Annotated in this window: 18 protein-coding genes; 17 read left to right on the top strand and 1 reads right to left on the bottom strand. The window is 56.4% G+C overall.

The window, feature by feature from the left end; all coding sequences use genetic code 11:
* The first annotated feature begins 13 nt into the window (after window positions 1-13).
* From AC6I8L_RS16785 to AC6I8L_RS16755, 7 genes are all read left to right on the top strand, one after another.
* Window positions 14-718 carry a proteasome-type protease gene (locus tag AC6I8L_RS16785; RefSeq protein ID WP_038644739.1) on the top strand — a complete coding sequence of 235 codons (705 nt, stop codon included), beginning with the start codon at window positions 14-16 and terminating at the stop codon, window positions 716-718.
* A 240-nt stretch (window positions 719-958) separates the two neighbouring features.
* Window positions 959-2,677, top strand: a complete 1,719-nt coding sequence (gene olsF / locus AC6I8L_RS16780; RefSeq protein ID WP_034828463.1) for a bifunctional ornithine lipid synthase OlsF — start codon at window positions 959-961, stop codon at window positions 2,675-2,677.
* A gap of 122 nt (window positions 2,678-2,799) precedes the next feature.
* On the top strand, window positions 2,800-3,867 hold the full coding sequence (locus AC6I8L_RS16775; RefSeq protein ID WP_058961912.1) for an ABC transporter ATP-binding protein: 1,068 nt from the start codon (window positions 2,800-2,802) through the stop codon (window positions 3,865-3,867).
* Window positions 3,868-3,891: 24 nt separating this feature from the next.
* Window positions 3,892-4,881, top strand: coding sequence for an ABC transporter substrate-binding protein (locus AC6I8L_RS16770; RefSeq protein WP_058961911.1), 990 nt, complete (start codon window positions 3,892-3,894; stop codon window positions 4,879-4,881).
* Window positions 4,882-4,883: 2 nt separating this feature from the next.
* Entirely contained in the window at window positions 4,884-6,626 is a 1,743-nt protein-coding gene (locus AC6I8L_RS16765; RefSeq protein WP_058961910.1) for an ABC transporter permease, read from the top strand.
* Window positions 6,614-7,732, top strand: a complete 1,119-nt coding sequence (locus tag AC6I8L_RS16760; protein ID WP_082678149.1) for an MBL fold metallo-hydrolase — start codon at window positions 6,614-6,616, stop codon at window positions 7,730-7,732. The genes AC6I8L_RS16765 and AC6I8L_RS16760 overlap by 13 nt, the downstream gene beginning before the upstream one ends.
* Before the next feature lie 166 nt (window positions 7,733-7,898).
* Window positions 7,899-10,742 carry a sensor domain-containing protein gene (locus tag AC6I8L_RS16755; RefSeq protein ID WP_479399585.1) on the top strand — a complete coding sequence of 948 codons (2,844 nt, stop codon included), beginning with the start codon at window positions 7,899-7,901 and terminating at the stop codon, window positions 10,740-10,742.
* A 170-nt stretch (window positions 10,743-10,912) separates the two neighbouring features.
* On the opposite strand, the gene ftnA is transcribed toward AC6I8L_RS16755, so the two are convergent.
* Window positions 10,913-11,422, bottom strand: coding sequence for a non-heme ferritin (ftnA, locus tag AC6I8L_RS16750; protein WP_038644750.1), 510 nt, complete (start codon window positions 11,420-11,422; stop codon window positions 10,913-10,915).
* A gap of 238 nt (window positions 11,423-11,660) precedes the next feature.
* Here ftnA and AC6I8L_RS16745 point away from each other — a divergent pair, with 238 nt between their 5' ends.
* The 10 genes from AC6I8L_RS16745 (at window position 11,661) to deoD (ending at window position 22,340) form a co-directional block, all read left to right on the top strand.
* Window positions 11,661-12,764 carry a M20 peptidase aminoacylase family protein gene (locus AC6I8L_RS16745; protein WP_058959204.1) on the top strand — a complete coding sequence of 368 codons (1,104 nt, stop codon included), beginning with the start codon at window positions 11,661-11,663 and terminating at the stop codon, window positions 12,762-12,764.
* Window positions 12,765-13,108: 344 nt separating this feature from the next.
* The gene (gene prfC, locus AC6I8L_RS16740) at window positions 13,109-14,698 is read left to right on the top strand and encodes a peptide chain release factor 3 (RefSeq protein WP_058959205.1); all 1,590 of its coding nucleotides are present in this window, start codon (window positions 13,109-13,111) and stop codon (window positions 14,696-14,698) included.
* A 257-nt stretch (window positions 14,699-14,955) separates the two neighbouring features.
* A complete protein-coding gene (osmY, locus tag AC6I8L_RS16735; RefSeq protein ID WP_058959206.1) occupies window positions 14,956-15,543 on the top strand; it encodes a molecular chaperone OsmY in 588 nt (195 codons plus the stop codon).
* A gap of 95 nt (window positions 15,544-15,638) precedes the next feature.
* Window positions 15,639-15,800, top strand: a complete 162-nt coding sequence (locus AC6I8L_RS16730) for a DUF1328 domain-containing protein (RefSeq protein ID WP_007893192.1) — start codon at window positions 15,639-15,641, stop codon at window positions 15,798-15,800.
* Between the two features lie 178 nt (window positions 15,801-15,978).
* The gene (locus tag AC6I8L_RS16725; RefSeq protein ID WP_058959207.1) at window positions 15,979-17,031 is read left to right on the top strand and encodes a patatin-like phospholipase family protein; all 1,053 of its coding nucleotides are present in this window, start codon (window positions 15,979-15,981) and stop codon (window positions 17,029-17,031) included.
* On the top strand, window positions 17,028-17,804 hold the full coding sequence (locus tag AC6I8L_RS16720) for a TatD family hydrolase (protein ID WP_058959208.1): 777 nt from the start codon (window positions 17,028-17,030) through the stop codon (window positions 17,802-17,804). Before AC6I8L_RS16725 ends, AC6I8L_RS16720 begins: the two co-directional genes overlap by 4 nt.
* 292 nt (window positions 17,805-18,096) lie before the next feature.
* A complete protein-coding gene (gene deoC, locus AC6I8L_RS16715) occupies window positions 18,097-18,876 on the top strand; it encodes a deoxyribose-phosphate aldolase (protein WP_058959209.1) in 780 nt (259 codons plus the stop codon).
* Between the two features lie 79 nt (window positions 18,877-18,955).
* A complete protein-coding gene (gene deoA, locus AC6I8L_RS16710; RefSeq protein WP_058959210.1) occupies window positions 18,956-20,278 on the top strand; it encodes a thymidine phosphorylase in 1,323 nt (440 codons plus the stop codon).
* Between the two features lie 91 nt (window positions 20,279-20,369).
* Entirely contained in the window at window positions 20,370-21,593 is a 1,224-nt protein-coding gene (gene deoB / locus AC6I8L_RS16705) for a phosphopentomutase (RefSeq protein ID WP_034828490.1), read from the top strand.
* 33 nt (window positions 21,594-21,626) lie between these two features.
* Window positions 21,627-22,340 carry a purine-nucleoside phosphorylase gene (deoD, locus tag AC6I8L_RS16700; RefSeq protein ID WP_034828492.1) on the top strand — a complete coding sequence of 238 codons (714 nt, stop codon included), beginning with the start codon at window positions 21,627-21,629 and terminating at the stop codon, window positions 22,338-22,340.
* Window positions 22,341-22,610 lie beyond the last annotated feature (270 nt).

Here is a 22,610-nt window from a genome sequence, read left to right as displayed (position 1 = left end):
TGCAGGCGTGACTATGACTTATTGTGTGGCAATGCGTTTATCGTCAGGGATGATTTTTGTATCGGATTCACGCACCAACGCGGGCGTCGATCATATTTCCTCGTTCCGTAAATTACACGTGTTTCAGGTGGATGATGAACGCACGCTGGTGCTGCAAAGCGCCGGTAATCTGGCGACCACGCAAAGCGTGATGAGTTTGCTACGGCGTAATAACCACGACAGCGATCAGCCCAATCTGCTGAATGGGCGCTCGCTGTATGACATTGCGCTGCTGGTGGGAGAAACCCTGCGTGAAGTGATCAAACGTGATGGCGAAGAGTTTGGTGGCACGCTGCTATTAGGGGGACAGATTCGTGGCGAAGAGCCGCGCCTGTTCCAGATCTATCCGCAGGGCAACTTCATTGAAGCCAGTGTGGATACGCCTTATTTCCAGATTGGTGAAAGCAAGTACGGCAAGCCGATTATTGATCGCGTATTGCGTTATGAAACCCCGCTCAGCCAGGCGATGCAGTGTGCGCTGATTTCCATGGACTCGACGCTGGCGAGTAATATTTCGGTGGGCCTGCCGCTGGATGTGATGGTGTATCACACCGACAGCTTTAAAGATAACGAACAGCATCATATTACCGAACAGCACCCTTACTTTTCGCAGATTCGTCAGCTGTGGAGTAAAGGATTGTTGAGTGTGTTCTCACAATTGCCGCCGTTAAAACTTTAACCGCTCACGCACGATGAATCGGGCGGTGCCACACCATCGATAAGTGGTTGTGTTTTCAGGGGCGGCTTCTGCCGCTCGCTGGCTCGACAATCCTCTGTACGGTTCGCTAGCGGCGCCATTACAGGCTAACGCCCAGCGTTTCCCCCCGTTATTTCCGTTTCGCTTTCTCACTGGTCATAAATCTGAAAACAAGCCTGTTTAACTTCGGTGCCATAAACCTCTGCGCACAAAAGGTGAATGATGTTTTCTGTTGATCAGCTTCTCGATACTTACTGGCCAGGCCATCACCCCGCGAACTGGCAAAAAAGCCTGTTGAAATGGGCGGTTCGCGAACATGAATTCCAATCTTTTGCTGACCGTTATCGCCACCTGAAAGGGGTGGATATGGTCGAGCAAGTACTGGAGCACCTGGATGTGCGCTGTGAATTAAGTGAACGCGATTTGGAGCAGATCCCGACCAGCGGTCCGGTGGTGATTGTCGCCAACCATCCGCTCGGTGCGCTGGACGGACTGGCGCTGCTGGCGGCCGTGTCTCAGGTGCGTCGTGATGTGAAAATCGTGGCAAACCGCATGCTGATGATGCTGGAGCCGATCAACAATCTGATGTTGCCGGTGGATAACATGGGCAACCGCACCAGTCGCGAACAGCTGACGCGCATGCAGCAGCATCTCGACAATCAGGGCGCACTGATTATCTTCCCGGCGGGTGAAGTGTCGCGCCTTTCGAGCCGTGGTGTGCGCGATAACCGCTGGCATCACAGCTTCCTGCGCCTGGCCGCCCGTGCTCGTGCGCCGATTGTTCCGGCACACGTCGTCGGACGTAATAGCCTTGCGTTCTATGCCGCCGCCAAAATCGCCTCACCGCTGGCGCTGCTGATGCTGGTGCGCGAGATGTTCCGCCAGCGTGGATCGCGCATCAAGCTGCACATTGGCGAGCAGATCCCGTTTGCCAACTGGCACGATGGCCACACGCCGGGCAAAGAGCTGGCGAAACGGCTGCGCAAGCACTTATATCGCATTGGTCAGGGCCGTCGTGGTCTGTTCCAGACTGAAGCGGCGATTGCGCGCCCGGAAGATCGTGCCGAACTGAAAAAAGCGCTGATGGAGAGTGAGCGTCTCGGCTCGCTGCCGGATGGCAAACAGATTTACCTGTGGCGTCGTAACGGCGCGACCTGGGTGCCGCTGCTGCGTGAACTCGGACGCCTGCGTGAAATCGCCTTCCGCGCGGTGGGCGAGGGCAGCGGTCGCCGCCGTGACCTCGATAAATACGATGACGATTACTATCACCTGATTCTGTGGGATGACGATGCGCTGGAGATTGTGGGCGCTTATCGCTTTATTCCGGGTGCCGAGCAGCTGGAGCGTCGTGGCCTGGAAGGCATCTACAGCGATAGCCTGTTCCACTACGACGAGCGCATGTTGCCGATCATCAATCAGGGCCTGGAGCTGGGTCGCAGCTTTATCCAGCCCGCCTACTGGGGCAAACGCGGCCTGGATTATCTGTGGATGGGCATTGGTGCCTATATCGCCAAATACCCGGAGACCCGTTACCTGTTCGGTCCGGTGTCGATCTCCGGCGGTATGCCGCTGGCGGCGCGCGATCTGCTGGTGGCGTTCTACCGCATGTACTTCCCGACTGAATTGCCGCTGGCAAAATCGCGCCGTCCTTATCCGGCCTCGCTGCCGGAGGTGTTGGCGCAGTTTACCGGTGATAACTATGCGGAAGACTTGCGTCGTCTGAAGCATCTGCTGGCGAACCTCGGCACCGCGATTCCCACGCTCTACAAGCAGTACTCGGAAGTGTGTGAGCCTGGCGGTGTGCAGTTCATCGATTTCGGCAGCGATCCCGATTTCAACAACTGTATCGACGGGCTGGTGCTGGTGGATCTGTCACGCGTGAAGCCATCACGCTATGAGCGCTATATCGGCATGCATCTGCAGGCTGAAAGCGTCGAATAATCAGCAGGGAGGCTTTCGGGCCTCCCGTTTTGTTTGAGCACGGAAACGTCAAATCGATGTCACGGGATCGTCATCTGATTGTCGTAGGGTCTTAGCCGGACTGTCAGATAAAGGCCAGAAACATGGCAACGATCACACTTCGCGGGTTAAGCAAAGCCTTTGCTGCCCAGCCGGTACTTCAGGATATCTCGCTGCAGATTGCGCAGGGAGAGTTCATCGCCGTTCTTGGCCCTTCGGGCTGCGGCAAAACCACCTTATTACGTCTGCTGGCGGGCTTCGAAACCGCTGATGCCGGTGAAATCCACGTCGGCGAACGCTGCTTTGCTGCGCCTGGCGTGCACCTGCCACCAGAAGATCGCCAGCTCGGCGTGGTGTTCCAGAGCTATGCGCTGTGGCCACATATGACGGTGGCGGAAAACGTCGCCTACAGCCTGAAAGTCAACGGCGTGCCGCGCCATGAGCGTGACAGCCGCACGCAGCAGGCGCTGGAACTGGTGGGATTAGAAAACTTTGCCTCGCGCCGTCCCGCCGATCTTTCCGGTGGACAGCGTCAGCGTGTGGCGTTAGCCCGCTGTCTGGTCGCTAAACCGACGCTGGTGCTGCTCGACGAACCGCTGGCCAACCTCGATGTGCATCTGCGCGCCACCATGGAAGAGGAGTTTCGACGCTTCCATCGCCACAGCCACGCCACCTTGCTCTACATCACCCACGATCAGCATGAAGCGATGGCGCTGGCCGACCGCATTGTCGTGATGGACGGCGGCCGCGTGATGCAGTTCGCCACGCCGCAAACCCTGTGGCGTGAACCGGCGAATGAGATGGTGGCGGGATTTATCGATGACGGCAAAGTGCTGCCGGTTAGCGATATCGAACCGACCAGCGAGGGCAAAGCACTTGCCACGCTGTGCGGCCTGCGTGCCACCTTGCGCTGCGCACCAGACCAACGCCCGATGCCTCACGGCAAAGCCAGTTTTCACGCTATAGATTTCCGTCTCGCTGAGCCGGGTGAACCGCAGTTTGCGGCACGCGTGCAGCGAGTGATCTATCGCGGCAGCCATCACCAGATTGATGTTGCACCCATCGAGGCACCAGACCACAGCATCACGCTGCATCTGGCCGATGCCGCTTTACCCGTTGTTGACGCGACCCTTGGTGTGGCGCTGCGCGACGGTTGGATTCTTCCTTCATAACGTTCAAACCTTAGGGAAATTGCTATGCGCACGACTTTTAACGCTTTGATGTTAGCCAGTGGATTAGTGTTCGCCGCCGCCAGCCACGCTGAAGAGGCGCCGTCGGGTAAGCTGGTGATCTACACCTCGCAGGCGCCGGAAATCGCGCAGCAAACCGTGGACGCGTTCAAAGCCGCGTACCCGAAAGTCGAAGTGGAGTGGACGCGTAACGGCACCACACAGCTGATGAACGTATTGCAGACCGAGATGATGAGCGGTGGCGCTAAGCCAGATGTGCTGCTGATTGCCGATGCCATCAACCTTGGCGCGTTGAAGAATCAGAACCAGCTCTACAGCTACAAAGATGCGCCACTGAGCCACATCAATCCGTCGTTCTACGACAAAGACAAAACCTTCTTTGGCACCAAAATCATCGCCACGGTGATTGCTTATAACACCCAGCACGCACAGCCGATTGACAGCTGGAACGCGCTGGCGGTAGAGGCCAATAAAGGTCAGATCGCCATGCCAAGCCCGCTCTACTCTGGTGCGGCGCTGTACAAGCTGCACACCGATATCAACACGCCAACCATCGGCTGGAACTTCTACAAGAAGCTGGCAGCGATTGGTGTGGCTCCGCAGGGCGGCAATGGCCCCGCGCTGAAAGCGGTGGCCAGCGGACTGGATAAGTACGGCATCATCACGGACGCGGACGTGATTCTGGCGAAGAAAAAAGGCTCACCGGTGGATCTGGTGTACCCGAAAGAGGGCGTCTCTTACGTGACGGAGCCGGTAGCGATCATGAAGTCGGTGCACAACCTGCCCGCCGCCAAAGCTTTCGTGAACTTTATGCTGTCTGAGCAAGGCCAGAAGCTGGTGGTCGAGCAGGGTAACCGTCCGGTGGACGATCGTGTTTCTGCGCCAGCCGGCTTTACGCCAATCAACAAAATCAAACTGCTGACCCCTGATGTGGCGAAAGCCATCAAGGAAGATGCCACGGTGCGCGATCAGTTCACCGCAATGTTTGGCGGCTAAGCATGAGCGTGGTGAGCAACGAATGGCGTAACGCGGCGCGTGGCGGTCAACGCTGGCGTCTCAACAGCGAAAAGCTGATCCTGGCACTGATGGTGCTGCTGATTGGCTTGCTGTCGGTAGCGCCGCTGCTGCGACTGGTGTGGACGGCGATTGCCCCTCAGGGCGTGCCGGATATGGCTCGGTTAACGCGCCTGATAGCCAGCGACCGCGTGCTGATTGCCAGTGGCAATACGTTGCTCATCGCTTTTAGCTCGACCCTGATTTCGGTGCTGCTCGGCACCGCCGCTGCCTGGCTGGTGGCGCTGAGCGATTTGCGCGCCAAAACCGCCTGGGTGTTTGCCTTTATCCTGCCGCTAATGATTCCGCCGCAGGTCACGGCGCTGGCGTGGCTGCAGGCGCTGGCACCGTCCAGCCCGTTAGCGCTGCTGTTTGGTTCGCTCGGCTTGCCGTGGTTTGCGCCCGGCGAACAGCCACTCTATTCGCTGAGCGGCATCGTGCTGCTGCTCGGTACACACAACGCGCCACTGGTGTTTCTCACCGTGCGCGCGGGTTTACGTCGCTTACCGGCCGATTTAGTCGAAGCGGCGCAGATCAGCGGCGCCTCCAGGATGCGCGTGCTGTTCACCATCATTCTGCCGCTGGCGCGTCCGGCGATCTTTGCCGGGGCCGCGCTGACCTTTGTCGCCGCTGCCGGTAACTTCGGTATTCAGGCGATGCTGGGTATTCCCGCCCGCGTGCCGACACTGATCACGCTGGTCTATCAGCAGCTCAACGGCATTGGTCCGAGTGCCTTACCCAATACCGCCGTTTACGCGCTGCTGATTGCCGTGATCACGTTGGCGGGTATGGCGGCCAGCGCCTGGCTCGGTGGGCGCCATGATGTGCGCGTCAACGGTGCGCCGCGCCTGTGGCAGCAAACGCTAGGGCGCGGGCGCATGGCGATTGAAGGTACCGCCTGGCTGTGGATGGTGCTGACGCTGCTGCTGCCGGTCAGTGCGCTGCTGATCACTGCACTCACCAGCGGATATGGTCAGGCACTCACCTGGCAAACGCTGACCCTGGAGAACTTCCGCAGCGCGCTATGGGGCTACCCAGCGGTGCGCCACGCCTTTATGACCAGCCTCGGGCTAACCACGCTGGCGGCGATGATTTTGACGTCCACCGCGCTGTTCCTGGCGTATTTCCTCAGCTGGCGACGGACCAAACTGGTGCGCGGCCTGTGGCTGGCCAGTGAACTCACCTATGCCTTGCCGGGCATTGTCACTGGCGTGGCGGCGATGCTGTTCTTTCTGCGGCCGCTGCCGATAATCAATGTGTCGCTGTATGGCACGGTGTGGATCATCCTCGCCGCGTATCTGGCGAACTTCCTTGCGCTGGTGCTGCGCCCGACCCTGGCAGGCTTCGCGCAACTGGAACCGGCGCTGGATGAGGCGGCACGCTTGTGCGGTGCCAGCTTTATGCGCCGCATGCGCGATATTTTACTGCCGCTGGCTGCGCCTTCTGCGCTGGCGGGCACGGTGCTGGTGTTCCTCACCGCACTGAATGAAATCCAGGTTTCGGTATTGCTGGTCACCTCGCAAACCCAAACCATCGGACCCACCATCGTGTTCCTCGACGAAGGGGGCTCCGCCTCGCTGGCGGCCGCGGTAGGCTGCCTAATGATTCTGGTCGTGTGTTTGCTGATGGGATTGGCAACGCGGCTGGCGCGGCGCCTGCCGCAAGGGGTTTTACCATGGCAAGCTTAACGGTTATCAGCGGTGTGGGCGGCAAGCTGCCCGCGGCCTTTTTGGTTGAGATGGAAGGCTATCGCCTGCTGTGGGATCTCGGCGCCGGTCCGCAACCCGGCGTGCGCCCGGATATCCGCGCCATTGGCCGGGTTGATGCGTTGTGTTTGACCCACTCGCACATTGATCACGCCGCCTCGCTCGACTGCTGGGCGCAAATCGGCTCACCGCCGGTGTACGCCACCGAGCAAACCTGGTTGCAGTTGGCTAACGTCGCGGTGCCGATGTATGCGCGACGTTTGTTACCGCTACGCGGGCAAACGGCCATTGGCCCGTTAAATCTGTTTACCGGCCGCAGCGGCCATTCACCGGGTTCGGTATGGTTCCATCTGCCGATTGCCGGTGGCATCACCTATATGGGCGACTGGAGCCGCGAAGCGCTGCTGTTGCCGTTTGACTGCCCGCCGCAGGCTAAGCTGTTGATCACTGATGCGTCCTACGGCGATCGCACGCAGCGTTTGTGCGATCAGATGGATGCACTGGGGATGGCCGCCACCCACGGCGCGGTGATTGCCGTGCCGGAACACGGACGCGGTCCGGAAGTGGCTTTACAGCTCACCGCACGGGGGCTGGCGGTTCAGCTCTGCCCGCAAATTCGCAGTGAGGTCGCGCAACTGCTGGCGATGGACAAACTGCCCGCCACCACGGCGCTGGGATTGGTGCGCTTGTTGAAACAGCCGCAGCCGGAACAATGGCGGCCTGCAGATGTCATTGTGGCGGCCGATGCGGTGGCCGACAGCGGCTTAGCCGCGCAGCTCAGTGCTCAGCCAGGCTTTAACCTGATCTTCAGCAGTCACGTTGCGCCCGGCACGCGCGCAGCCAGCTTACTGGCCGATCAGCAGGCACGCTGGCTACCCTGGAACGTCCATCCGCCGCTCGACGATCAACTGTGGTTAATTGAGAAAACCGCTGCCCAGCGCGTGATCCCGGCCTTTATTGCGGCGGCAGAGTGCCCGATTTTAGCGACACGCGCGCCATTATGCTGGCAAGCGCATCTCCCCCTGCAATGCCATCTGGATAGTCCGCGTTTTCCCCAGGAGCAGCGTCAACGTAGCAGAATATATTGAGTATCCCGCTGAATGTTTTTTCGCCATTGCCGATAACCTGACTACCAACTTTTGTCTGTGGACGATTAACGCTTGTCAGCGCTGCGCTTTTGCGTTTAAGTCTCCACGGTAATTAAGATTTTTCTTAAGAAGCAATTAATACCAGGCCAGCAATAGGCGAACAACAATGAATAATAACTCTGACGTCATGTACCGGCTGCTGGTGCAGAGCGTGGTGGATTATGCCATTTACATGCTCAAACCCGATGGCACTGTCGCCAACTGGAATGCAGGAGCGCAACGCGCCAAAGGTTATACGCCGGACGAAATCGTCGGCAAAAATTTTGCGCTGTTCTACAGCGAAGAAGATCGTAAAAACGGTGCGCCGCAGCGCGGGCTTTCAATAGCGACAGCGGTGGGGCGCTTCGAAACCGAAGGCTGGCGTTATCGTAAAGATGGCAGCGCCTTCTGGGCACATGTAGTGATAGATGCGATTCGCGACGACTTCGGCGAACTGCTGGGCTTTGCCAAAATCACCCGCGACTGCACGGTTCAGCAAGAACAGCAGCGCAAACAGCAGGAACAGGAGCAACGTTTCCGTTTATTAGTTGAAGGCGTAACGGACTACGCCATCTACATGCTTGATCTCGACGGTAACGTCGAAAACTGGAATGCCGGCGCGCAGCGTGCCAAAGGTTACGTGGCCGAAGAGATTGTTGGTCAGAACTTCTCACGCTTCTACAGTGCGCAGGACCGCAAAAATCATATCCCAGAGAAAAACCTCAGCACCGCTTTCAAAACCGGGCGCTTTGAGGATGAAGGCTGGCGCTATCGCAAAGATGGCAGCGCGTTCTGGGCACATGTGATCATTGATGCGATTCGTGATGATGCGGGCAAGCTGATTGGCTACGCCAAAATCACCCGTGACTGCACCGAGCAGCGTGAGCTGCAGCGCAAACAGCAGGAGTACGAGAAAACCTTCCGACTGCTGGTGGAAGGTGTGACCGATTACGCTATCTATATGCTGGATCTGCAGGGCCGTGTAGTGAACTGGAACGCCGGGGCACAGCGTGCCAAAGGCTATCTTTCCGAGGAGATTGTCGGCCAGCATTTTTCAGTGTTTTACGGTTCTCAGGAGCGCATCGCCAACACGCCGGAAGCCAACCTGGGTATCGCGCTGAAAACCGGTCGCTTCGAAGATGAAGGCTGGCGCTATCGTAAAGATGGCTCGGCGTTCTGGGCGCATGTGGTGATCGATGCTATCCACAATGAAGATGGCAAGATGATCGGCTTCGCCAAAATCACGCGAGATGTCACCGAGCGTCGTGAGAATGAACAGCAACTGCTGCGCGCGCGGGATCTGGCGCAGTCGCAGAGCGCTAAGATGTCTGAGCTGTCTGGTTTCCTGGACACCATCATCGCTAACATTCCGTCTTGCGTGATTGTTGAAGACGCCATCAGCCGCGAGATTTTAATGGTCAATGACAAAGCCGAGCAGCTGTTTGGTGTCAGTAAGTCTTTGATTATGCACAAGCGTCCGCACGAGTGTATGTCGGCGGAGCTGAGCGACTATTTCAATAGCCTGGCGGATATCGCGCTGCGCAGCGAAGGCATCCATTCACGCGAACAGCTGCTGCTGACCGCAGGCGGTGATCGTATTCTGCATACCCGCGCCACCACCATCAGTGGCAAAGATATGCGTCAGAACTACGTGATGCTGATTGTTGAGGACGTTACCGATCAGCGTGAAGCCGATGCGCGTATTCACCACATGGCGCACCACGATAACCTCACCAGCCTGCCAAACCGTATTCTGTTCCGGCAGAAGCTGAGTGAAGCGCTGCGCCAGGATAACCAACACCATGCGCTGAGCGCCACGCTGTGTCTCGATCTCGATAACTTTAAGAACGTTAACGATGCGCTGGGCCATCAGATTGGTGACGATCTGCTGCGCGTGGTGGCAAAACGCTTGCGCAGTGCGCTGCGCGACCATGACACGCTGGCGCGTATTGGCGGCGATGAGTTTGCTATCGTGCTGCCGAATATCAATAACGCGCAGGAAGCGGCGGTGGTGGCTCAGCGCCTGATCGAAGCGATCCGTCCGCCTATTAATGTTGAAGGGCACAATCTTTCCGTTGGGTTGAGCGTGGGCATTGCGTTGACGTCACAGGTTACCAACACGCCTGAGCACATGCTGCGCTGTGCGGATATGGCGTTGTACGAAGCCAAACGCAACGGGCGCAACCGCTTTGAACACTTCACCATGGAAATGGATGATGTGGCGCGCAGTCGCCGCGTGATTGAAAACGATCTGCGTGAGGCAATCACCGGGCGTCAGCTGAAACTCTACTATCAGCCGATCACCAATGAGGACGAAATCATTGGTTATGAAGCGCTGATGCGCTGGCACCATCCGGTTAAGGGCTTGATCATGCCGAATGATTTTATCCCGATTGCCGAAGAGACCGGGCTTATCCATATGCTGGGCGCTTATGCGCTGTATGAAGCCTGCCGCGAGGCACAGAGTTGGGGCACCGAGCAGTCTGTGTCGGTTAACCTGTCGCCGCTGCAGTTTAAGAACAGCTCGCTGGTGTCGGTGGTGGAAGGCGCGTTGCGCGAATCCGGGCTGGCCCCGCATCGCCTCGAGGTGGAGATCACGGAATCGGTACTGCTGGATGACACGCTGGGCAATATCCGCACCCTGCAAAGCCTGAAGGCGATTGGCGTGCAGATTGCGCTGGATGATTTCGGTACCGGCTATTCATCGCTGAGTTATCTGCGATCCTTCCCGTTCGATAAGATCAAAATCGACAAGTCGTTTATCAACGATATGGGTGACAGTCGCGAAGCGTTGGCGATTATCCGGGCGATCACCGGCATGAGCCGCAGTCTGGATATTCAGATCACCGCCGAAGGGGTGGAGAGCAGCGAGCAATTCGCCAAGCTGCGTGAAGAGGGTTGTACCTTGTTCCAGGGCTATTTCTTTGGCCGCCCGCAGCCTTCAGAACTGCGTCTGAAAGAGCTGGAGTAAGCGGTCGCCATGTATGGCGATGCGACAACGCAGGGGCGCATTGATGCGCTCCTGGTTGAGTCTATGTTCCTGATCGTTTGTACGCTCGTCGCCATCAAAGCGTACGATTTCAGCATAAAAAAACGCCCGGCATTGCCGGGCGTGGTGTTTTCAGCTGTGTGTCGTCTTTATTATGACTGGCCGTGGCCTTCGACGTTCATGCGCCCCAGGTCTTTGTCCACCAGGAACAAGCCTTCGCCTTTGTTGCCCACCAGCGCCAGTTTATCCAGTACGGTTTTGAACAGCTTCTCTTCTTCGTGCTGCTCAGCCACATACCATTGCAGGAAGTTGAAGGTGGAGTAGTCCTGAGACATCAACGCGGTGTGTACCAGGTCGTTGATGCGCTGCGTGATCAGCTGCTCATGCTTCAGCGCTTCTTCCAGCACGTCATTCAGTGAGTTCCAGCTAACGGCAGGGGCGGCAATGCTGCCCAGCACCGGCAGAGAACCGGCATCGCTAACGTAATCGAACAGGCGCTGCATGTGCTCCATCTCTTCGCGAGAATGCATCTTCAGGAAAGAGGCAGCACCTTCAAAACCTTTGTCGCTGCACCATGCGCTCATCTGCAAATACAGGTTGGCAGAGAAGAATTCGAGGTTCAGTTGATCGTTCAGGCGAGAGGTCATTTCAGCAGTTAACATGGCTGAGTCCTTTTTAATTTGTCAGGTGAAGTACGGTGAATTATGCATCAATCTATACTTTTTTGTGAAGGCTTTTTCGACAAAAAGTTGAAATTATCTTATTGATTATAAATGGAATTATTTCATTTATTGAATGCGAAGAGTTCTCAGTTTTGACTCATTTTCATTCACGCTGGATTGATTATAGCCGTACATCGGCGGATGCTGTGATGAGCCTTTACTTGTCAGGAGCTTAGCGGTGTCGAACGTATTAGATCATTACCATTACCTGCATGAAATCCCGGAACTGGGATTCGAAGAATTCAAAACTTCCGCCTATATCGCCGACCAGCTTGAGCAGGCTGGCATCAGCGTGACGCGCGGCATTAATCACACCACCGGCATCGTGGCGGAAATTGACAGCGGCGTGCCGGGTCCGGTACTGGCGCTACGTGCAGATATGGATGCACTCGGCCACATCATTAACGGCGTCGCCTGTGCACGCCATACCTGCGGCCACGATGGGCACTCTTCGGTGGTGCTGACGGCGGCACAGGAGTTGCTGAAAGAGGGGGCGATCAAGCGCGGCAAGCTTAAGCTGCTGTTCCAGCCTGCGGAAGAACTCGGTGCGGGTGCGTTATCGATGATTGAGGGCGGTGCGCTGGAGGATGTCGAGATGATCCTCGGTTTCCATGTGCGTCCACTGGAAGAGTGCCATGTCGGACAAGCCACGCCAGCCGTGCTCTATTCGGCGTGCAGTACGCTGGAAGCGACTATTAAAGGTGTGCCTGCTCATGCCGCGCGCCCACATTTGGGCGTGAATGCTTTAGATGCTGCGGTACAAGCGGTGCAGGCGGTAAACAGCATCCACCTGGCACCGGGGCTAACCTGGAGCGTGAAAGCTACTCGTTTCTTGTGTGATGCCGGCGTCACCAACTCCGTGCCGGATGAGGCGCGCGTGGTGTGGGATCTGCGTTCGCAGGAGAACACACCGATGGAGGTGCTGAAACAGAAAGTGACGCAGGCGATTCAGCACAGCGTGGCTGCATTGGGTGCGAGCGCTGAAGTGGTGGTACTGAAAGAGATGCCCGCCGCAGAAATCCACGAGGAAGCCACGGCAGTGATCCGGGCAGCGATCGTCGATGTACTGGGGGAAGAAGGGCTGCTCGACACCAAATCCACGCCAGGCAGTGAAGACTTCTTCTACTACCCGGTGAAAAGACCGCAGGTGAAAGCCGGTTTCTGGGGGCTGGGTACCAATCTGGTGCCGGGCCTGCATCATCCTGATATGCGTTTTGAACTGAGTTCGCTGGAGATTGGGGTGAAGATCTTTAAGGCGGCAGTGGTGCGCGTATTGGGTTAGTCGTGTGTCGTTTCCCACACCCCAGCCTCTCCCGCAAATGGGCGAGGCTGTAACCCTGAATGAAAGCCTCGCTCGAGCAGTCTCTTCTTCTCGCCTGCAGGAAAGCGGCAGGGCGAGGGTGTACACAGGTTCCATCCCGCGATTTCCCCGCCTGCTGAAATATTGTATGCTATGCCGCCTTAATGCTGACTGGATAACCGGACTGCCGCCAATGTAGATCGCGCACATCTTGCTGTGAACTGACGCCACTGCGTCACCATTGGTTCCGTTATCCCCCGGCTTTGCCCGGAACGATTTATTCGCAGCGCGCCGCCCGCGCGTTGCCCTTGAAGAAGAATTCACACATGTCTATTGCTTCCTTTTTAGATGAAGTGGCGCGCCGCCGTACGTTTGCGATCATCTCGCACCCGGATGCCGGTAAAACCACCATTACCGAAAAAGTGCTGCTGTTCGGGCAGGCGATCCAAACCGCCGGTACCGTCAAAGGCCGCGGCTCCAGCCAGCATGCTAAATCTGACTGGATGGAGATGGAGAAACAACGTGGTATCTCCATCACCACCTCGGTGATGCAATTCCCGTATCGCGACAGTCTGGTTAACCTGCTGGATACCCCAGGGCACGAAGACTTCTCTGAAGATACCTACCGTACGCTGACGGCGGTTGACTGCTGTTTGATGGTGATCGATGCCGCGAAGGGTGTTGAAGATCGTACCCGTAAGCTGATGGAAGTGACCCGTCTGCGCGATACGCCGATCATCACCTTTATGAACAAACTTGACCGTGACATCCGCGATCCGATGGAACTGCTGGATGAAGTTGAGAGCGAGCTGAAGATTGCCTGCGCGCCAATCACCTGGCCGATTGGCTGCGGTAAGCTGTTCAAGGGCGTGTATCACCTCTACAAAGATGAAACTTACCTGTATCAAACCGGTAAGGGCCATACCATTCAGGATGTGCGCATTGTCAAAGGTCTGGCGAACCCGGATCTCGACGCGGCAGTGGGTGAAGACCTGGCACAGCAACTGCGTGATGAGCTGGAACTGGTGCAGGGCGCATCCCACGAGTTCGATCAGGAGCTGTTCCTGAGCGGTGAAATTACCCCGGTGTTCTTCGGCACCGCACTGGGTAACTTCGGCGTCGATCATATGCTCGATGGCTTAGTGGCCTGGGCACCGACGCCGATGCCACGTAAAACCGATGCGCGTCTGGTGGAATCCAGCGAGGAGAAATTCAGCGGCTTCGTGTTTAAGATCCAGGCGAATATGGATCCGAAACACCGTGACCGTGTTGCCTTCATGCGTGTGGTTTCTGGCAAGTACGAGAAAGGCATGAAGCTGCGCCAGGTGCGTACTGGCAAAGACGTGGTGATTTCGGATGCGTTGACCTTCATGGCCGGCGACCGTTCGCACGTAGAAGAAGCTTTCCCTGGCGATATCATCGGCTTGCACAACCACGGCACCATTCAGATCGGCGACACCTTTACCCAGGGTGAAAACATGAAGTTCACCGGTATTCCGAACTTCGCGCCGGAACTGTTCCGTCGTATCCGTCTGCGCGATCCGCTGAAGCAGAAACAGCTGCTGAAAGGTCTGGTTCAGCTGTCGGAAGAGGGCGCGGTGCAGGTGTTCCGTCCGGTGCACAACAACGATCTGATCGTGGGTGCGGTCGGTGTGCTGCAGTTCGAAGTGGTCGTGGCGCGTCTGAAAAGCGAATACAACGTCGAAGCGATATATGAAGCCATCAACGTCTCAACCGCCCGTTGGGTGGAGTGCAGCGATGCGAAGAAATTCGACGATTTCCAACGCAAAAACGAAGTGAACCTGGCGCTGGATGGCGGTGATAACCTCACTTACATCGCCCCAACTATGGTAAACCTCAACATCACGCAGGAACGCTATCCTGACGTGAAGTTCCGCAAAACGCGCGAGCATTAATCCCGCCTCACAACAGGGCCAGTGATTTTACTGGCCCTGTTTTTATCCTACAGACTCCTCCTAATTGCGCTGCGTTTATCGCTTTTTGGCGAGATATCAACCACAAAAGCCAGCAAAACCTGTAATCCCTACTATGATTATCCTGTCGGACGAGAAAAGAGACCTCTGGTTTCATTACGTCTATGAATGCAGCAACGCCGTTTGTTGCTGGCGCATTCGCAGTTGCGAGTGAGTTAACTGATAGAAGGATGATATCGATGAATAAGACTAAGATTGCTAAAACCCTGATTGCCGCTCTGGCTACCACTGCTCTGTTGGGCGGCGCAGCCTACGCTGCGGACACCAGCAGCACGGGTTCTAAAATCGATAGTTCTATGAAAAAAGTCGATGGTTTTATGGATGACAGCGGCATCACTGCTAAAGCCAAAGCGGCGCTGGTGGATGATGAAGCGATTAAAAGTACGGATATCTCAGTAAAAACGCATCAGGGCGTGGTCACGCTGAGCGGCTTTGTCGCTTCGCAGGATCAGGCGGAAAAAGCCGTGGCGCTGGTGCAAAAAGTTGAGGGTGTGAAATCCGTCAGTGACAAACTGCACGTTAAAGACAGCAAAGAGACCACACTGAAAGGTTATGCGGGGGATACCGCAACCACCAGTGAAATCAAAGCTAAGCTTTTAGCAGATGACATTGTGCCATCGCGCAACGTGAAGGTGGAAACCACCGATGGCGTGGTGCAGTTATCAGGAGAAGTGGCGAACCAGGCACAGTCCGATCGTGCTGAGAAAATCGCCAAAGCCATTGAAGGCGTCAAAAGCGTGAAGAATGACCTGAAGGTGAAATCTTAACGCGAGCGAAGCGGCACTGCTTCAGTGCCGTTTCGTAATAAAAACAATGTTGTATGAATAAGCAGTTCGATTTTCACTACGGTAAGGAGAGGCTTATGTTTCGTTGGGGTATTATCTTTCTGGTCATCGCTCTGATTGCTGCAGCATTAGGTTTCGGCGGTCTGGCGGGTACGGCAGCATGGGCAGCTAAAATTGTCTTCATTGTCGGTATTATTCTGTTCCTCGTAAGCCTGTTTACCGGGCGTAAACGACCCTGACCGATTGCGTTAACACAACGCTAACCCGCGAGTCACTAAAGCGGAGACCAGTCATTTGCGGCATAATAGGCAGCCGCACCGATTGCACGATGCAATAGGTCAGGGAATGACAATGACTGGTTCTCCGGGATGCTGCCGTCAGCGGCTCCCTCAGAGCAGGAAAACTGAGGGACATCCATTGGGAATACGCATCCCGGTGTCACTGGACACCTTTGAGCCCCTGGCGCTCACCCCATTTAAATCCAAAAAAATTGCCCTGGTCTGCGAAGGCGGCGGTCAACGCGGCATCTTCACCGCAGGCGTGCTGGATGAGTTTCAACGCGCCGGTTTCAACCCTTTCCAACTGATGCTTGGCACCTCCGCAGGGGCACAAAACCTGTCGGCGTTTGTCTGCGCCCAGCCGGGTTACGCACGCCGCGTCATCACGCGTTACACCACCAGCAAACTGTTTTTTGATCCGTTGCGCTTTGTGCGCGGTGGCCATCTTATCGATCTCGACTGGCTGATCGACATCACCAAACAAGAATTTCCCTTGTCGCTGAGCACCGCCGAAGGGCTGTTTGCCAAAGGCAGCGAGTTCTATATGTGCGCCTGTCGCGGTGACGATTATCGTGCCGAATATTTCAATCCTACCAGCCTGAACTGGCATGACGTGATCAAAGCCTCCAGCGCCATTCCGGGGTTCTATCGCAGCGGTGTGCTGATGGACGGCGTGAACTATCTTGATGGCGGTATCAGCGATGCGATTCCGGTGCGTGAAGCCGCACGACGCGGTGCCGATACCATTGTGGTGATCCGCACCGTGCCATCACAAATGTCTTACACGCCTAAATGGTTCAAACGTATGGAGCGCTGGCTGGGTGACAGCGCACTGCAGCCGATGATCAACATCCTGCATCACCATGAAGAGAGCTATCGTGAGATTCAGCAGTTTATCGAACAGCCGCCAGACGACCTGCGCATCATTGAAATTTACCCGCCGAAACCGCTGGCGAGTATGGCGCTGGGTAGCCGTTTGGCTTCACTGAATCAGGATTACCATTTAGGACGCCGCAGCGGCCGCTATTTCCTCGCGACGCTGGGTCAATGGCTGAGCGATGCCGAACCGTTCCTGCGCCAGACTACCGTGACACCACCGGCCGCCGTGGCGAATGCACCAGACAATCGTGCGGTGCACACGCCGCCGCTGGCGGATAATGATGCCGATTTTGATGCAGGATCGCTGGCATGAGATTTATCGACACCCACTGTCATTTCGATTTCCCGCCTTTTTTCGATGACGCCGCAGGCAGCATCGCCCGTGCGGCGCAGTCGGGTGTGGAACGCATTATTGTGCCGAGCGTCGATGCCAGCCGCTTTGCACTGGTCAGCCAGCTGGCGCAACAGCACGTGGCGCTGTATGCCGCATTAGGGCTGCATCCGATCAATATTGCCGAGCATCAGGATGCGCATCTGGATCAGCTGGAACAGTGGTTGAAAACGCCTGATAGTAAACGCGTGGCGATCGGCGAGATCGGCCTCGATCTCTATATGCAGGACGCGCAATTTGATAAGCAAACGCGGTTACTGGATGCACAGCTCAAACTGGCGAAACAGTATGATTTGCCGGTGATCCTGCATTCGCGTCGCACCCACGATCAGCTGGCGCTGCATTTGCGTCGCCATGATTTACCGCGCCGTGGCGTGGTACACGGTTTTGCTGGCAGCCAGCAGCAGGCGGAACGTTTTATCCAGCTTGGCTATGCGATCGGCGTGGGCGGCACCATCACCTATGAACGCGCCAGTAAAACCCGCAACACTATTGCTAATCTGCCGCTCACCTCACTGTTACTGGAAACCGATGCGCCTGATATGCCGTTGCAGGGTTATCAGGGGCAGCCCAACCGTCCTGAGCGCGCGCATAACGTGTTTGATGTGCTGTGTCAGTTGCGCAGTGAATCGCCCGATATCATTGCTGATACGCTGTGGCAGAACAGCCTGCGCGTGTTTGCCCTGCCTGCCTGATCTCCTCCCGACACAATCTGGATTTCCCGCGGTTTTGGCGGGTATTGGCTACAGTAATAAAATCAGCATTACCCTTTTTTGCCCTATTTTGTGATAATATTCACAACCTGTATTGCACCTGAAAACGGGTGTGCTGGCGGTTATTTGTGACTTAAATCACTAAATAATTGTATTCATATGACGAATTTTCTTTTTTCATGTGACATGAAGCGCAATTCATTCAGGTGTGGTTTGTTAGAATTATCACATTATCCGGTGGGCACAGTCTGCCGGTCACCTTTTGGAGAGCATCATGACCGATCTTAAAGCGGCCGCACAACGCGCCCTGCAACTGATGGATTTAACCACCCTGAACGACGATGACACCGATGAGAAGGTGATCGCGCTGTGTCATCAGGCGAAGTCGCCAGCCGGTAACACCGCGGCCATTTGCATCTATCCGCGTTTCATCCCTGCGGCACGTAAAGCACTGCGCGAGCAGGGCACGCCTGATATTCGCATCGCCACGGTCACTAACTTCCCGCACGGCAACGATGACGTTGAGATCGCGCTGGCAGAAACCCATGCGGCGATTGCATACGGTGCAGACGAAGTGGACGTGGTCTTCCCGTATCGCGCGCTGATTGCTGGCAATCGCGACATTGGTTTTGCGCTGGTGAAAGCCTGTAAAGAAGCCTGCGCCGCTGCCAACGTGCTGCTGAAAGTGATCATCGAAACCGGTGAACTGAAAGAAGAAGCGCTGATTCGCGCCGCTTCTGAAATCGCTATCGATGCCGGTGCGGATTTCATCAAAACCTCAACCGGTAAAGTGCCGGTTAACGCCACGCCAGAGGTGGCAGCTATCATGATGCAGGTGATTCATGATAAAGGCGTGCAGCAGCAGGTGGGCTTTAAGCCTGCGGGCGGCGTGCGCACGGCGGAAGATGCCGCGATCTATCTGAAGCTGGCGGATGACATTCTGGGCGAAGGCTGGGCGGATGCGCGCCACTTCCGCTTTGGTGCTTCAAGCCTGCTGGCGAGCCTGCTGAACACGCTGGGCCACGCGACTGCGACCAGCAAAGCGGGCTACTGATCCCAGCCTCAGGGTCGCCATTAATGGCGACCCGAATAATGTTTGGTGCATTTCACAGCAATCCCTCGGGGAGGCAACCTTGTTCCTGCCACAAGAAATTATTCGAAAAAAACGCGACGGCCAGCCACTGAGCGAAGCGGAGATCCGTTTCTTTATCAATGGTGTGCGCGACAACAGCGTATCGGAAGGCCAGATTGCCGCACTGGCAATGACCATCTACTTCCACGATATGAATCTGGAAGAGCGTGTGGCGCTGACCATGGCGATGCGCGATTCCGGTTCGGTGCTCAACTGGAAGTCGTTGAACCTCAACGGCCCGATTGTTGATAAGCACTCCACCGGCGGCGTGGGCGATGTGACTTCGCTGATGCTCGGCCCGATGGTGGCAGCGTGTGGCGGTTATGTCCCGATGATCTCCGGGCGCGGCCTCGGCCACACCGGCGGCACGCTGGATAAGCTGGAAGCGATCCCCGGTTTCGATATCTTCCCGAGCGACGATCGTTTCCGCCAGATCATCAAAGATGTCGGTATCGCAATTATCGGCCAGACCAACTCACTGGCCCCCGCCGATAAACGTTTCTACGCCACGCGTGATATCACCGCTACCGTTGACTCGATCCCGCTGATCACCGCATCGATCCTTGCCAAGAAACTGGCGGAAGGATTGGATGCGCTGGTGATGGATGTGAAAGTCGGCTCCGGTGCTTTTATGCCGACCTTTGAAGCCTCGGAAAATCTGGCGCAAGCGATTGTTGGCGTGGCGAACGGCGCGGGCTGCAAAACCACCGCGCTGCTCACTGACATGAATCAGGTGCTGGCATCCACCGCCGGTAATGCGCTGGAAGTCCGCGAAGCAGTGCAGTTCCTCACCGGCGAGGCGCGCAACCCGCGCTTGCTGGAAGTGACGATGGCGCTGTGCTCGGAAATGCTGATCTCCGGCAAGCTGGCCGACAACGACGCCGAAGCACGACGGAAATTGCAGAACGTGCTGGATAACGGTCAAGCGGCGGAAGTATTCGCGCGCATGGTGGCGGCGCAGAATGGTCCGGTGGATTTCATCGAGCGGATGGACAGCTATCTGCCTGCACCGACCCTGAGCAAAGCGGTGTATGCCGATCGCGCCGGGATTGTCAGCGCCATGGATACCCGTGCGCTGGGCATGGCAGTGGTGTCGCTGGGTGGAGGTCGTCAGCGTGCCAGCGACAGCATTGATTACAGCGTGGGCTTAAGTGACATGACCACGCTCGGCACGCAGGTTCATACACAGCGCCCGCTGGCGGTGATTCATGCCGCGTCGGAAGCGCAGTGGCAGCAGGCTGCGGAAGCGGTCAAAGCAGCTATCACGTTGAGTGATAGCGCGCCTGCGGAAACGCCGGTGGTCTATCGCCGCGTCAGCGAGTAACGCTTCTTCGTGCCAGGCAGCGGCCATTCGGGTATACTGATCTGATCGCTTTTTTTTGACTTGTCATCGCGCCATTGCGCAGGAGACTTGCATGAAACGTGCTTTTATTATGGTTCTCGACTCCTTCGGGATCGGCTCCAGCAAAGACGCCGATAAATTCGGTGATGAAGGATCGGATACGCTCGGCCATATCGCCGAAGCGTGCTTCGAAGGCCGCGCCAATGAAGGTCGCGAAGGGCCGCTGCATCTGCCAAACCTGACTGCGCTCGGTCTGGGTAAAGCCGCTGAACTCTCTACCGGCCGCTTCCCGCCGGGCCTCGACGCCAATGCTGAAATCATTGGTGCCTACGCTTATGCCAGCGAGCTGTCATCCGGTAAAGATACGCCGTCAGGCCACTGGGAAATCGCCGGCGTGCCGGTGCTGTTTGACTGGGGCTACTTCAGCGACAAAGAGAACAGCTTCCCGCAGGAGCTGCTCGATGTGCTGGTAAAACGCGCCGATTTGCCGGGTTATCTTGGTAACTGCCATTCGTCCGGTACGGTGATCCTCGACCAGTTGGGCGAAGAACACATGAAATCCGGCAAGCCGATTTTCTACACCTCGGCGGACTCGGTATTCCAGATTGCCTGTCACGAAGAGACCTTTGGTCTGGATCGTCTGTACGAACTGTGCGAAATCGCGCGTGAAGAACTGACCAACGGTGGCTACAACATCGGCCGTGTGATTGCGCGTCCGTTTGTCGGCGACAAAGCGGGCAACTTTGAGCGTACCGGCAACCGTCACGATCTGGCGGTGGAACCGCCTGCGCCGACCATGCTGAAAAAGCTGGTGGACGAGAAGGGCGGCGAAGTGATCTCCGTGGGTAAAATTGCGGATATTTACGCCGAGCAGGGCATTACTCAGAAGGTGAAAGCCACCGGTCTGGATGCGCTGTTCAACGCCACCATCGAGCAGATGAAAAAGGCGCCGGACAATTCCATCGTCTTCACCAACTTCGTTGATTTTGACTCCACCTGGGGCCATCGTCGCGATATCGCCGGATATGCGGGCGGTTTAGAGTTCTTCGACCGCCGTTTGCCGGAGCTGATGGCGCTGGTGAAAGAGGGTGATATTCTGATCCTCACCGCCGACCACGGTTGTGACCCAAGCTGGAAGGGCACCGAGCACACGCGCGAGCACATCCCGATTTTGATTTACGGTCCAAAAGTGAAGCCAGGATCGCTGGGTTATCGCGATACCTTTGCGGATATCGGCCAGACCATTGCGAAGTATTTTGGCCTGTCCAGCATGGACTACGGCAAAAGCCTGCTGTAAAACAGCCCACCAATTTTAAAAAGGAAAATAACCATGGCAACGCCTCATATTAATGCAGAAATGGGTGACTTCGCGGACGTGGTGCTGATGCCGGGCGATCCGCTGCGCGCTAAGCACATCGCAGAAACCTTCCTGGAAGATGCGGTTGAAGTGAACAACGTGCGCGGCATGCTGGGTTACACCGGGACGTACAAAGGCCGTAAGATTTCGGTCATGGGCCACGGTATGGGTATACCATCCTGCTCGATCTATACCAAAGAGCTGATCACCGATTTCGGCGTGAAGAAAATCATCCGTGTCGGTTCCTGCGGCGCGGTGCGTGCCGATGTGAAACTGCGTGACGTGGTGATTGGTCTGGGTGCTTGCACCGATTCCAAAGTGAACCGTATGCGTTTCAAGGATCACGACTTCGCGGCGATTGCGGACTTCGACATGGTGCGTAACGCGGTTGATGCCGCCAAAGCGCTGGGTGTGGACGCACGCGTTGGCAATATCTTCTCTGCTGACCTGTTCTACACGCCAGATCCGCAGATGTTCGATGTGATGGAGAAATACGGCATTCTGGGCGTAGAAATGGAAGCCGCGGGTATCTACGGTGTGGCAGCGGAGTTCGGTGCTAAAGCGCTGACCATCTGCACCGTGTCGGATCATATCCGCACGCACGAGCAGACCACGGCGGCTGAGCGCCAGACCACCTTCAACGATATGATCAAGATCGCGCTGGAGTCGGTGCTGCTGGGGGATTAATCCCGTCTGTTTTGTTCGGTGCGCTTCAACGCGCACCTGACGAAACCCACCAGCGCACAGGGTCGTCATGGGTGGCGACCTTGTTCTTCTTCGCGCGAAATGAATCCTGCCATTTATCACGATCTCGTTACTCACCGCTCGGAATCATCGATACCACTCAGGGTGACCTGAACCTCTTCTCGTAAACATCTGACACACTTTTACCCAGGCTTGTGCATCTTCGTGCTGGCTCTAAAGCCATCTCTGCTTATCATTAGCGTGATAACAAAG

The sequence above is a fragment of the Type-E symbiont of Plautia stali genome (genome assembly GCF_059731115.1).
This window is presented reverse-complemented; position numbering and strand designations above follow the sequence as displayed.